Here is a 13,692-nt window from a genome sequence, read left to right on the forward strand (position 1 = left end):
GGTTACCCCTTCGAACGACCAGCGTGGGTCCAGAGAGCGACCACATAGAGCGGTAACGCGGTCTCGCTCGGACACAGAACGATGGATCTCGACTGTACACAGATATATGACGGGGGTGTGTCTACTGAGAGTATACAGAAAAGTCATCATGGTTGATCTAAGCCATCTATTCGCGATTACGCTAACGCTTGGGGCAGCAGTCGCTAATGCGTCACAGAACGTCTTCGTTAGAAAGGGGACCGACGAAGGGAAAGCCTTCGATGCGGTGATGATCGTGATGCTCATCAACTCCGCCGTTCTCATCCCCGGGGTGGTACTGTTGTACTATCCGGAGTATCACCTCACTCGGTTTTCGTGGATATCGTTTATCGGCGCGGGACTTTTCGGGACACTGCTCGGGCGGATGCTCACGTACACGAGTATCGATACAATTGGGGCGAGTCGAACCGCACCAATCGTCGCATCACAAGCACTGTTTGCCACCGTTTTCGGCATACTCGTCCTCGGTGAGTCACTGACACCGATTCACGGGCTCGGGATCGTTCTAATCGTCAGTGGGGTAAGTCTCATCACGTGGGAGACCAGCCACAACAGCCTGAACAACATCCCCCGACGGGAACTGTTGATAGGGCTGGTAATTCCATTCGGAGCCGCAATTGCCTACGGAGCGGAACCGATCTTCGCTTCAACGGGTTTCAACGAGGGAACACCAGCACCGGTTGGCCTCGCGATCAAAACCGCCTCAGCCACGCTCGGGTTCACGCTCTACCTTCGATGGAAGGGAACATTGCCGGCGATGTCGGGACTCTACACGAAAAACAGCCGTTGGTTCGTTCTCGCGGGAATCTCGAACACCCTCTTTCTCGTCGGCTACTATGTGGCACTCGAGATTGCACCAGTGAACGTCGTCGTTCCAGTGTTAATAACGAATACGTTGTTCACCGTGTTCCTCTCGGCTGCGTTCCTGCCAAAACGGTTAGAGAACGTCACGTGGAAGATCGTTGCCGCAGCGACGATCGTCGTCGTCGGCGTCGTAACAGTGACCCTCCAGGGATAACCCACGGATATCGGTCCGAAGAAAAGCCCTCGGTTCTGGTAGCGCGAAAGGGGTAGTCGTCACCGAAACCAGAGAGTATTTTTAGTGGCCGCAACTCTGTGTGGTATGGACGAGACTGAAGCGTTAGCCACTTTTATTAGTGACTGCGCAATCGACGATCTCCCGGAAGAGGTCCGCGAACGCGCCAGAACGACGATCAGGGACACGCTTGGGGTCGCGCTGTATGCTTCGACGGAACCGTTTGGAGATCAAATCACCGAGTACATATCCGATACGGCACCGGGTGAGGAAGCGACCATCCTCGGGGGTGAAACGGCGAGTGCCTCCGGCGCTGCCTTCGCAAATGGGGCGTTTGCCCACGCACAGGATTACGACGATACGTTCGAGTCCGTGATTATCCATCCCAGTGCTTCGACGTTGCCGGCGACACTGGCGGCAGCTGAGAAGGTAAATGCAACGGGAGAAGAGGTACTGACGGGGTACGCTGTCGGCGTTGAAACGACGTTCCGAATCGGACACGCAGTCTATCCGTCCCACTACACGCACGGATTTCACAGCACCGGGACCGTTGGCTCGTTCGGTGCGACTGCTGGTGTAGCGTCGGTTCTCGGGTTGTCCGACGTGGAGATACGAAGGGCGTTTGGAATCGTTGCATCGTGTTCCTCGTCACTCCTGGCAAACGCTGGAACGATGACGAAGGCATTACATGCCGGACACGCCGCCCGAACTGGACTGGACGCAGCGTTGCTCGCACGGAACGGGATTACGTCGAACGAATCGATTCTGTCCGGGGAACGTGGATACGGTGAAGTAATGACACCAGGAAACAGCTACGACTCGTCTTCGATTACCGACGACCTCGGAGAGACGTGGGCAATCATGGACCTTGGAATCAAACCGTATCCGTGTGGCCGGATCACCCATACTGCGATCGAAGCCATGCGTGAACTCGTCGAAACTGAGTCGCTGACACCGGAGGATATCGAGTGTATTCACGTTACACTCGAGAAAGCAGCGGAAGATCTCATGACCTACGATCGTCCATCGACACCGGAGGAAGGGAGAGCGTCGATCGAGATGGGACTCGTGGCAACGCTTCGCGATGGCGACGTACGGCCAGAGCAGTTTTCATATGACTTTTTACAGGAATCGGAAACACAGGAGCTATTCGACCGTATCGAGCGTGATTTCGAACCAAACCTGTTCGGTGACGGATTCGCGAATTACGGTGCACAGCTACGTGTCCAAACGATTTCGGGCGAGGAGTATCAGATCGAACGGAGTCACGCACCAGGAAGTCCCAGTAACCCACTGAGTGAAGAACGTCTTCGGACGAAATTCTACGAGTGCGCCTCTCCATCAGTCCCAGAGCCATTAGTCGATGACCTCTACGATGTTGCCGGGGCGATCGACGAGCCAGGGAACGTCGGACGGTTCCTCGAGATAGCCAGTGGCGTCCCGAGCACTACCAGCTAGTGGGTGTTCTCTACACTCAGTCGAGTGGGCAGCCGAGCGTTCTCACGAGTATGACGATAGTAGACCGCTACTTACAGTATTACGTCCAATACTGGGTATAATCGCGACAACACGTGGTGGCAACCGATAACACACCCTGGAGGAAGAACGGACCGACAGTCGTTCTACGTGAGGAAACTTTATATACGCAACCCACAAACCCATAGAGTGAACCATGATAACGAACGACAAAGAAACTAAAACGATCAAATCAGACGTAACGGTGTTAGATATTATCGAATACCTCAGAGAGGTCGACAGCGCGAGAATCACAGAGATCTCTGCGGAAGTCGGTATCTCGAAGAGTTCCGTCCACGCCCACCTCGCAACGCTCGAACAACGCGGATATGCGGCCAAAGAAGGGGACCAGTATAAGTTAGGGATGTGCTTTCTGAATTTAGGGGCATCCACGAGGAATAAAGTTCCACACTTCGATTCGGTTCGTGAACGCGTCGAACGATTAGCCAACCAGACGGATGAACGGACACAGTTCGTAATCGAGGAACACGGTCAAGCATACGTGATATTTCGCTCGTTCGGCCAGTACGCCGTCAGGGCCCGGCCGAGAATCGGACAGCCAACCCACTTACACACGAGTGCGTCCGGTAAAGCGATCCTCTCTGGGCTTCCTCGAGAGCGTGTTCGCGAAATAATCGACTACTGGGGATTGCCACAGAAGACGGAAAATACGATCACCGATAGAGAAACACTGTTCGAAGAACTCGACGAAGTACGCGATCAGGGATACGCAGTAAACACGGGAGAATCCCAAGGAAGGTTCCTCTCGGTCGGTGCTCCGATCCGTACCGACGAGTCAATTCTGGGTGCGATCACGATCTCCGGTCCAGAAAAGCGGATGCACGACCGCTTAGACGACGAGATAATCGATTTACTCCTCGGCGTTACCAACGAACTCGAGTTGAACCTAACTAATTGAACGGAGCGCACCGAATTCTAAACAGTCCATCTGGTTGAGAGGTGACGATCGCCAACAAGCCGTTCTACTACATCGAACAACAGGGGCGTCGAGATCGGTTATACTGACTCGAAAAGAGTGATGAGTTAGCACGCATACACGAAAACTAGGCCCAGATACTCATTATTTCCTCCGCTTAAACCACAAAAAGTCAGAAAAGTCGAGCTCCACTGAACGAATTGTCGATCCCCGAGTGGGATTACACAGGTACAGTTGTAATAGATTTCGAGCTGTGCCGGCTGACCGTGAGTGTGTTCTACCATATCAAACAGCGTGTGGGTAGATACAGCATACCACTCGAGAAGCCAGGTACACTGCCCATCTCCGGAGAAATCGGACGGCGTATTAACTCGATTGATAACACCAGTATCCGTATGTTGATGAAATACTAGATGATATCGCTCGAGAACTGTGTCCCACCGTGGGTTCCGTTTGCATAATACGGTTGATTTCAGCCCCCCAAGTTTGTTTGATGCTGTGAACGGCGTAGTTCACCGAATATCCACCCCTGTGTCAGGGGTACGAGCACTATGGACGTCTGTGAACGGATACCAGAAGCGATGTTCGCTCACATCTCATCGAATACGACTGACAGCGACCAGCCGATCTTGTGAAGAGTCACCGATTGACAACAATTATTAGTAGGACTATCGATATGGCAGTCATGGCCGATATCGAGACGGTTGCAGTGATCGGAGTTGGAACGATGGGCGAAGCGATGGTCGGACACATCGACGAAGGGGGGTACGACGTCTATGCATACGACGTCGATTGTGAAAAGGCCAAAGAAGCCGTCGAATCCCGGGCGACCGTGACCGACACTCTTGAAAGAGCCGTTCGCCCTGCAGAGATGATCATCATCGCTGTTGGAACGTACGAGCAAGCAAAGTCGGTCGTCTATGATACGGGTGGGATCCTCGAGAGTGCGACTGCGGGAGATGTCGTAGCGATCAGTAGCACCCTCTCCCCCGGACAGTGTATTTCCCTCAGCGAGGACCTCAGAGACGAGGAGATCGAGCCCATCGGTGCACCGACGTGTCGGGGAGAAAAAGCGGCTCGACGCGGAGATCTACTCGTATTCGTCGGTAGCGACCGATCAGTGTACGACAAGGCACGTCTCGTCCTCGAGCAGTTTAGCTCGCCAGAAAACGTCGTCCACCTCGGGCCAGTCGGTTCCGGACAGGCTGCGAAAGCAGCGAACAATGCACTACTTTGGTCATCAGTCGTTGCAAATCAGGAAGTGCTTCTCCTCGCCGAGGCGTACGAGCTCGATCTCGACCTCGTGAGAGAGTTACTCCAGAAATCGACGGGCAGCAACTGGGCGCTCGGAGGGTGGGATTGGATGCACACGAAGTGGGCGCACAAAGACATGGATATTATTTCGGACATGGCGAAACGACAGGATGTTCGAATACCTTCGCTGGCGCTTACGGAGCAGTTAGTTCAGGAGATAGATCAAGACGAGCTGGATCGAACGCGTTGATACGCGGTAGCCTGGAAAGAGGAAGGCGACTCGAGTGAAATGGATCTCGCTATCGAACAGACGCGCCGATCCCGCTAGTGGCGTCCCAAGCCTGCACTGATAGGTGAAACCGTGTGTGGGTGACTGGTTTCACCCATCAGTCGACGTTTGGAACGGTACCAGCGATAAGATGTGCAGTGACTCGACGGCACCCCGCCAGCCTCAACGGATACTCTCTACCACCGAGGTGAGCACGTCTGAGAAGCAGACCACCTTCGATCAGGGTCGTATTACTGGTATTCCGAAATTCGATTTACGGTATCACTAACTGATTCGACGTCACCAAATTTCATATCGATATTAAATAGCGTAACTTCGTGTGAGATCTCAGATCGATCCCCAACACATTCCGCTGGAACAATCGGTCTGATATTGTGGCAGTTCGCGTCGACGACAGACGAACGAACACCGCCACTCGTACTCAACCCGACGATGACGAGGGTATCGATGCCCTCGAGACGAAGGACGTTTGCGAGGTGGGTGTCGAAGAACGCGCTTAGCTTTGGCTTCTCGAGGACGACGTCGCCGTCTTCAGGCGTCAGTTCCGGATGGATCGTACTCGCCGCGTCGATATCGACGTTATCGAACGCACCGTCTTTCTTCTCATCGATGATCCCACGGTGATTCCGAAGTGTGGTTTCATCGTCGGCAAGCCTCGTATAGAAAACCGGCAGATCCGCCTCACGGGCGGCCGACAGCAAGCGCTTTGTTTCTGAAATAGTGCTACCCGACGATTCAGACCGCCCGAGGTGGTCACTACTCGCAAATATCTCTAACATGTCGACGACGAGAACCGCTGGACGTTCTCCCCACCCCATCCGCGCACCGTACCCACCCTGGTCCATGTAGTCGAGATCGTCTTTCGGAATGATATCCGGAATGTAGGCATCGTCGAATCGTTCTGCAACCATAGTCACTCCAACGAGGGAGAGAATAAAAAGTGTAGTGGTATTATCGGTCAGATTAGTTAGAGAAGGGGGTCCAGGGAAGCGTTCGCTGGAACGGTTACCGCCGTATTTCCACCCGAACAACAGGAACGGGAGCTACCGGAGAGACAATTATTATCTCCACCCAGTGGAATGCGTGAGTATGCACGATGTCGCGATCATCGGTGCCGGATTAGTTGGATGTTCAACTGCGTATGCGCTTCTCGAGCACGATCCAGGCCTTGACGTCGTCATCCTCGAGAAGGAATATCATCTCGGTCAACACCAGTCAGGGCGAAACTCGGGCGTTCTTCAACCAGGGTACGGAGCGGGATTGAGTGAGCGTGAGTCAACAGTTCGAACGGAAGGTGTCGAACGGGCTTCGGCGTTCTGTCGCCAACACGACATCCAACTCCAGGAATCAGGAGCAACGATCGTTGCCACGACCGACCAAGAGGCGGAGAGGCTGGGTAAGATCGAAGAGAGTGCCTCGTCGGCCGGTATCAGTGTCGAGCGACTGGACACCACCGGCATTCAAGAGTACGAACCGCATGCGGCTGGAACGGCCGGGCTATTCGTTCCGAACGAAAGGGTCGTCGATAGCCAGCAGTACCTCCACGAACTCGCTAAACAGTGTAAAAATATTGGTGGGATACTTCAGAAGGGAACAGAAGTCGAGCAGATAGACGATACTGGTTCCGCAGTCCGTCTTCAGACATCCGTCGGGACCATTTCGGCCCAAACAGTTCTGAACTCGGCGGGCCTTCACGCCTGCCGGCTGGCACACGAGTTCGGCCTCGCCCAGGACGTGAGCGTTGTACCATTTCGGTGTCAGTATTACGAACTAACCCCATCGAGCTCCGAACTATGTCGATCACTGCTCTATCCAACCCCAAACCCGAGTTCACCCTCTCCCGGCGTCAAATTCGTCCGTCGACCGGACGGAACGGTCATCCTCGGTCCGACTGTGAGCCCGGCGCTTGGCTACGAGTCGTACGAGTCGACCTTCGATTCCCCACAAATACGCCAAATCGCTTCCAATGCGGGGTTCTGGAAGTTCCTCGCCAGCGCCGGAACGCTCCGTATGGCGAAACAGGAACTATCCAAAACGTACCGACCAACGACGTTTCTCGAGGAGGCCCGGAAATTGATTCCAACGCTCGACGAGGAAGATCTCGTCAAGTCGTTCGTCGCAGTCGCACTCAGGTTACTCACCCGCGATGGTGAAATGGCCTCGTCAGAGCTAGACGTTCGTACGACCAAGCGAACCGTTCACGTACTCAACCCGATGTCGGCTGGCGTCACGGTCTCGCTTCCATTAGGAGACTATCTGGCCGACCACATTCTCGAAAGGTTGTGACGGGCACCGAATGTTGTCTCCGGGGAGCGGTAGCTTCCCGTCCGACCTGAGCGGTAACTCGTTCAGTCGACGGCGTCCGCCATGACTTCCTCGTACTCCAGCCACCCTTCGTAGAACTCACCGACGAAGTCCTGGAACTCGTCGCCGTGGACCGGTTCGATCGGCAGGTTTTGTTCTTCGGCATCGGCCTGTACCGCGTCATCCTGGAGCGTGTCGTACAGTGAATCCCGGAGAATCTCGGTCACGTCGTCAGGTGTATCCGGTGGAGCGTACAGCCCATATGGCGTTGTGAACTGGTCTCCGAGCGTTTCCGCCGCATCGGAAGGCATACCAAACTCCGCCGCTGTCGTCCACTCGTCGGACTCACCCATAATGAAGTAGAAGCCAATATCGTCTTCGTCCTCGATAATGTCTTCAGTCGTTGAGTGGGTCGCTGCGCCGACATGCTGATCACCACGGATCAACGGCGCAGTCATCTCTCCGGTCCCGCTGTAGTGGACGAAGTCGAGATCGTCCGCCGAATAGTCACCAGTGAGGTCCCCCGCAACGATGCCAATGATATGGCCAGTCGCTCCAGCCCCCTGCGTCGCAAACAGGAGTTCACCATTCGTCATTCCCTCGACCAGCGCATCCCACGAATCGTACTCATCCGTGGCATCCGCATTACCAAACCACGATCGTGGCGTTGCACCGATCTGGCCGAGGTGAGTGAACTCGGTGAGTTCGTACATCGGGTCATAGAGAATCTGACCGGTCGTATGTGCCTCGAGGTGGCCGAGACAGAGCGTATAGCCGTCGGGTTCTGCCTGGTATACCTCGTCCGCACCGACTCGCGCCGCGGCACCGGCGACGTTCGAGACAGTCACGTTGACGTCGTTGGGCAAGTGATCGGCGAGGTGACCCGCAACCAGTCGTGCATACAGGTCGATCGAACCGCCAGGATCTGCCGGTGCAACGATTTCGATATCCCGTTCCGGGAACTCGGATCCCGAACCCCCGTTGCCGTCATCAGTGCCGTTTCCGTTGCCAGCACCGTTTCCGTTACCATTGCCGTTTTCATCACCCATACATCCTGCGAGACCAACAACACCTGCTCCACCAAGGTACCGAAGCATCTTGCGACGCCCGGCGGATGGTTTACTGTTAACCATTCTCAGCCCAACAGAGACAGTATCAGTATATATAACTACTCCATTATTCCGAATTGTATTGGTAAAGATAAAAACGACACAGCCAGGTACGGTGTCTACCCACTGTCAATAGGTGCGCGTCGTCTACCGACTGAAACCGAGAGTTAGAATTCAGTTGGAGGGGACACTCGAGAAGTATCGTGTTTTGTCGGGATCAAGTTGGTACTCGATACTGTTTCACACTCGTGTAAATCAGCGGAAGCAGGGTGAACGCGACGGCCAGGACGATCAGGCCAAGCGATATCGGTCGCTCGAGGAAGATCATATGGCTTCCTCGTGAGGTCATCAGCGATTGATGGTACGCGTTTTCCGCGATCGGGCCGAGGATCATCGCGATGATAAACGCGATTCGAGAGATGTTAGCGCGGATAAACACGTAGCCGATTACGCCGAACAAGAGGGCGATAAGCATATCCGTCGGGTTGTTGTTGATAGCGTACGCTCCCGGGATCGAGAGACACAGAATCCCCATGACGATTGTCCCGGTATCCAGCTGTGTAAGACGGGTCAGCGGCTTGAGTAGCGCGAGCCCTAATACACTGGAAATGATATTTGCAATGATCAGTGCGAAGAATATCGCATACGCAATATCGATATGGTCGATGAGGAATCGTGGTCCAGGCTGGAGCCCGTGAAGAATAAACGCACCGAGGAGAATTGCCGCGCTTGCACTCCCAGGAATACCGAGTGCAAGCGTCGGGACGAGATCACCGGCGTCTTTTGCGTCGTTTGCAGCCTCTGTCGAAATGACACCCTCTATCCACCCAGTTCCGAACTTCTCGGGGTGGCTGCTGATGTTTTTCCCCTGAATGTAGGAAATGAATCCCGCGATGACACCGCCAACGGCGGGAATCGCACCGACGAGCAACCCGATCATTGCACTCTGTACGAACAGAATTTTGTTCCGGAAGACGGCAAGTCCACCGGCAAGTCGCCCTTCGCCGAACTGGATATCTGCGTCGTCGGTTGCGATCTGGTCCTGGCCCATCAGTTTGATGGCCTCTGCGATAGCGAACAGACCGATGATAACCGGGATAATATTGAACCCGTCGTAGAGATACTGGATATCGAACGTGAATCGAGCAGACCCGGTGACTGGATTGAATCCGTGAAATGCGATTAACAGTCCAAAGCACGCACCAACCAGCCCCGACAGAATTGCACCTTTGACGGCGACCGAAATGGCGACTAGCCCGACGATCGTCAAAATGAAGAACTCGGGCGGGCCGAACATAACCATCAGTGGACGAATAAACGGCAACAAGAGGACGAGAATAATGACCCCGAGCACAGCCCCAAGCGCACTCGCAACGGCACTCGCACCGATCGCGACGTTCCCCTCCCCCTTCTGTGCCATCGGATGGCCATCGAGTAAGGTTGCCGTGTTAACCGGCGAGCCAGGAATGTTTAACAGAATTGCAGTAATGGATCCCGAGAACGTGACACCTCCCTTGGCTGCGGCGAGAAAGGCCAACGCAGCAATCGGGTCGAGACCGTACGTGAGTGGTATGAGAAGCGTAAGTGCAACGACCCCACCGAGTCCAGGAATCACACCGATCACCATTCCAATCAGCGTCCCAAGAACGATGTACAACATCACAGTGGGATCTAACAACATCTCGAGTGCAGCCAACAAGAAATCAACCGGCATTACGTATCATCCTCTGTGTTAGGTATACTCATTCTTCTCCCCCCTTTTTTACTTTCGGTTTCAAATCTGTGCGATATCGTCGGTACTCGGCCATACGGTCGGATCGACCAGTACATCCAGTAATGCAGGTCCATCGTGGTCTAACACCTCCCCGAGAGCGGGGCGAAGCTCCGACGGATCGGAGACCGTCGCCCCGTACATGCCGAACTGGTCGGCGACACCAGCGAACGACGGGTTCTCGACGTCCGTTCCGAGATACCGTTCGTCGAACAGGCGAGCCTGACGCAGTTTTTGCGTTCCGTGTGAGAAGTTATTGTAGACGACGATCTTTACGTCAATGTCGTATCGGACCGCGGTTTCGAGATCCTGCATCACCATGCTGAATCCACCATCACCCTCGACGCAGATAACCTGGCGATCGGGGGCACCGAGTTTTGCTCCCAACGCAAACGGAAATCCGTATCCCATTCCGCCGAAGCTGATTGCGTGCAGATGGGAGTGGGGATCGGCCGCAGGTTGACGGGCGTTGAAACTTGCGTGGACACCGCCACCTTGCGTAACGATTGCGTCGTCGTCTTTCTCCTCGAGTATCGTCGCAAAGAGACGCTGTGGGCCGATCGATTCTGCGTCTGTCTCGTAGGCGAAAAACGCCGCTCGTTCCGTTCTAACCCGGTCTCTGTATTCGCTAATCACTTCCTCCTCCCAGGAGAGGTCGATGTTACCGGCACGATCGGTGATCGATTCGAGAAACGCCCGCGCGTCGGCAGTGACCGGACACTCGACTGGATACTGGCTCGCCAACTCGGCTGAATCGATGTCGACCTGGACGAGTGTCGTCTCCGGATCCGGACGCGTCCAGTTTGACGTTGTCAAGCCGGAGAATCTCGCACCGATTCCGAGGACGAGATCCGCTTGTCCGAGCGCTTCGTTAGCACCGTCCGATCCACGGCGCCCGACCACACCCAGAGACCAAGAACTCGTCTCGTCGAGGATTCCGCGGCCAGAGTTCGAGGTTACGACTGGGATACCCGTGTTCTCGACGAACGTTTTGAGGGCGTCACCCGAACCGCTTCGAACGCATCCACCACCGGCAAGAACGAGCGGCTTTGTGGCATCCTCGAGCAAGTGGAGTGTGCACTCGACGTCCGCCGAATGTGGTTCCGGGCGAGAGAACGGAACTGAAAGCTCGTTGTGATCGTAAAACGACCGCTGGGCATCGGAGTATGTCGATTTTTCACGCGAGACATCCTTGGGCAGGTCGATAAACACCGGCCCGGGCGTTTCAGAGACGGATTTAACGAGACCGGTTCGAACGATCCGGGCTGCGTCGTCGCCACGTCGAACCTGACCCGTCCACTTGGTGATCGGGTCGAGTACGTTCTCGACATCCCATTCGTGCCAGATATCGCGACCCAGTCGTTCCAGGTCTTCGTTTCCAGCGATAGCAACGATCGGCGATGCGTCCCGATACGCTGCTCCAAGTCCGACAACTTGGTTAGCCGCTCCAGGTCCGACGTGTACGAGCGTTACCCCTGGGCGGCCGGTGACTCTCGCATATCCATCGGCCATCGACGTCGCTACCTGTTCGTGCCGAGTCGAGACGAACTCGACGTTAGACTCGTGGAACTTATCAATCACGTTCATGATGACCGAACCCGGGAGTCCGAACACGTACTCAATTCCAGCGTCGTCGAGCGATTGGACGATCGCCTCAGCAGCGTCCATGAAACCATATGGTTATCGAAGAACTATAACAATTTCTAGGGCACCAGTGTCATTATCGACGGGTTCCGCGTATCGAGAAAGCAGACAGATAGCTTTTTACTTTGTTGATCGAAATCGTTCGAACGATCCATGGCACCGACAATCATTAGTGAGGAGAGGGCAAGCGAATTGTTGTCAATGAGCACAGCAATCGATCGGACCGAAACAGCGTTCCGCCAGTACGCAACCGGGACACTCGTCTCCCAACCGCGTTCGAGTTTCGATACTGATTCCGGTTCGCTCGTGTTCACGCCGGGAGAAAACACGGACGACAGCGTCATCGGGACACGTATCTCCGGCAAGTTCACCATCGGCGGTTCCGAGCAAGCGGACTACGACGTGGAAACCCCGGTCAAAAGCGACCTAGTCGTCGTATTCGACACCGAGAACGGGGAGCTGAAAGGAGCTGTTGCGGGGAGTCGAACGCCGGACGTCAGGACTGGAGCGCTTGGGGGAGTTGCAATCAAACACCTCGCTCGCCCCGATTCGAAAACGCTTGGAATCATTGGGACTGGCCGGCAGGCACGAACACAACTCGAGGCCGCCGTCGCCGTCACAGCGTTCGACGAGATCCGTGCGTTCAGCCGCACGGAAGAAAATCGTGAGCGCTTTGCACGGGAAATGGGCTCCGAACTGGAAATCGATATCGAAGCCGTCGACAGTGCGGAAGCTGCTGTCACAGGTGCCGACGTTCTCGTCTGTGCGACGACCAGCCCCTCGCCCGTCTTCGATCCCGACCTGCTCGAGGAAGGAACGCACGTCCATACGATCGGGCCTGCCTGGAAGGATGCTCACGAGCTGGACATGGACGTCGTGGAAATGGCCGACGTTATCGTAACCGACTCGAAAGAACAAGTGCGCGAGTACGCCGATCGGTACTTCCTCGCCGGAACCAAACACGAAGAGCAGATGGTCGAACTGGCAGACGTCGTTCTCGAGAACCACCCTGGACGGACGAGTTCAGACGCGATCACGCTCTTTTCTCCGATGGGATTACCGGGTACAGAGGTTATTCTTGCGAACGAGATCCTCAACGCGTCGACAACGGTGTAATGTATGCCCGCGTAAATCCAGAACTATCGTCGAAATACTCCCGCAGAACGTAAAATGGTGCTACGGCGGGAACCATCGACAGATACCGCGACAACCACAATCGTTATAACGGAGATGCAGTGTATAGCACACATGAACATCGTCACAGAGGAGCTACGATTTAAAGTCCCCGTGTTTCTACTACTCCTTTGTTACTTTCTCGTCATTTTTTATTTGTCATTAGAGTTACCGTCGGAGCCACGGCTGGTTCCAATGCTGATCGTCGTCCCCGCGATAGTTCTAACGGTAGTTCGAATCGTCACACTGCTATTCCCTGATCTATTTGGTAAATACGCGGAGACCTTCGACATGTCGAAATTCGCCGAGGACGTTGATACCGGGATCAAGGAGAGTTTCGCTTCACCGAGTGAGACGGCAGTCATCGTTGGCTGGTTTCTGCTCTATCTAGCGTTGATCTATTTGTTCGGATTTATCGCCAGTACAATTGCGTTCTCGTTTATGTTTCTCTACGTTCAGGCAGACCAGTCGCTGTTGCGAAGCGGGATCTCGGCGGTAACGACCGGCGTCGCGATCTATTTGGTCTTTATCGTCTTGATCAACGTTCGTCCGCTCAATCCCGTCTTTCCAATCTTCCCGGCATAGGAGTCGGTCCCACGAACGGTATCTTCACCGACGGGA

At 54.8% G+C, this 13,692-nt stretch carries 11 protein-coding genes; 7 read left to right on the plus strand and 4 right to left on the minus strand.

Translation table 11 applies throughout. The features are described from left to right. Positions 1–106: 106 nt before the first annotated feature. The 4 genes from FYC77_RS07635 (at position 107) to FYC77_RS07650 (ending at position 5,031) form a co-directional block, all read left to right on the plus strand. Entirely contained in the window at positions 107–1,057 is a 951-nt protein-coding gene (locus tag FYC77_RS07635) for a DMT family transporter (RefSeq protein ID WP_149080917.1), read from the plus strand. Positions 1,058–1,162: 105 nt separating this feature from the next. Beyond that, positions 1,163–2,533, plus strand: a complete 1,371-nt coding sequence (locus tag FYC77_RS07640) for an MmgE/PrpD family protein (protein WP_149080918.1) — start codon at positions 1,163–1,165, stop codon at positions 2,531–2,533. Positions 2,534–2,747: 214 nt separating this feature from the next. Next, complete coding sequence (locus FYC77_RS07645; protein ID WP_149080919.1) at positions 2,748–3,509, plus strand: IclR family transcriptional regulator; 762 nt, start codon at positions 2,748–2,750, stop codon at positions 3,507–3,509. A 703-nt stretch (positions 3,510–4,212) separates the two neighbouring features. Continuing rightward, positions 4,213–5,031 (plus strand): NAD(P)-dependent oxidoreductase, encoded by an 819-nt coding sequence (locus FYC77_RS07650; RefSeq protein ID WP_162354492.1) that lies wholly within the window; start codon positions 4,213–4,215, stop codon positions 5,029–5,031. A 269-nt stretch (positions 5,032–5,300) separates the two neighbouring features. Here FYC77_RS07650 and FYC77_RS07655 read toward each other — a convergent pair whose 3' ends face one another. Next, positions 5,301–5,981, minus strand: a complete 681-nt coding sequence (locus tag FYC77_RS07655; protein WP_149080921.1) for an isochorismatase family protein — start codon at positions 5,979–5,981, stop codon at positions 5,301–5,303. 34 nt (positions 5,982–6,015) lie between these two features. On the opposite strand from FYC77_RS07655, the gene FYC77_RS07660 reads away from it, so the two are divergent. Beyond that, positions 6,016–7,356 (plus strand): FAD-dependent oxidoreductase, encoded by a 1,341-nt coding sequence (locus tag FYC77_RS07660; RefSeq protein WP_149080922.1) that lies wholly within the window; start codon positions 6,016–6,018, stop codon positions 7,354–7,356. A 62-nt stretch (positions 7,357–7,418) separates the two neighbouring features. Here FYC77_RS07660 and FYC77_RS07665 read toward each other — a convergent pair whose 3' ends face one another. The 3 genes from FYC77_RS07665 to FYC77_RS07675 all read right to left on the minus strand — a co-directional run bounded on the left by FYC77_RS07665 (position 7,419) and on the right by FYC77_RS07675 (position 11,922). Continuing rightward, positions 7,419–8,423, minus strand: a complete 1,005-nt coding sequence (locus tag FYC77_RS07665) for a Bug family tripartite tricarboxylate transporter substrate binding protein (RefSeq protein ID WP_162354493.1) — start codon at positions 8,421–8,423, stop codon at positions 7,419–7,421. Positions 8,424–8,700: 277 nt separating this feature from the next. Further along, positions 8,701–10,179 carry a tripartite tricarboxylate transporter permease gene (locus tag FYC77_RS07670; protein WP_162354494.1) on the minus strand — a complete coding sequence of 493 codons (1,479 nt, stop codon included), beginning with the start codon at positions 10,177–10,179 and terminating at the stop codon, positions 8,701–8,703. Between the two features lie 78 nt (positions 10,180–10,257). Next, on the minus strand, positions 10,258–11,922 hold the full coding sequence (locus FYC77_RS07675; RefSeq protein WP_149080925.1) for a thiamine pyrophosphate-binding protein: 1,665 nt from the start codon (positions 11,920–11,922) through the stop codon (positions 10,258–10,260). Positions 11,923–12,051: 129 nt separating this feature from the next. On the opposite strand from FYC77_RS07675, the gene FYC77_RS07680 reads away from it, so the two are divergent. Further along, entirely contained in the window at positions 12,052–13,014 is a 963-nt protein-coding gene (locus tag FYC77_RS07680; RefSeq protein WP_149080926.1) for an ornithine cyclodeaminase family protein, read from the plus strand. Between the two features lie 132 nt (positions 13,015–13,146). Continuing rightward, positions 13,147–13,656, plus strand: coding sequence for a tripartite tricarboxylate transporter TctB family protein (locus FYC77_RS07685; RefSeq protein ID WP_160046017.1), 510 nt, complete (start codon positions 13,147–13,149; stop codon positions 13,654–13,656). Positions 13,657–13,692 lie beyond the last annotated feature (36 nt).

The sequence above is a fragment of the Natrialba swarupiae genome, assembly GCF_008245225.1.
Taxonomy (GTDB): domain Archaea; phylum Halobacteriota; class Halobacteria; order Halobacteriales; family Natrialbaceae; genus Natrarchaeobius; species Natrarchaeobius swarupiae.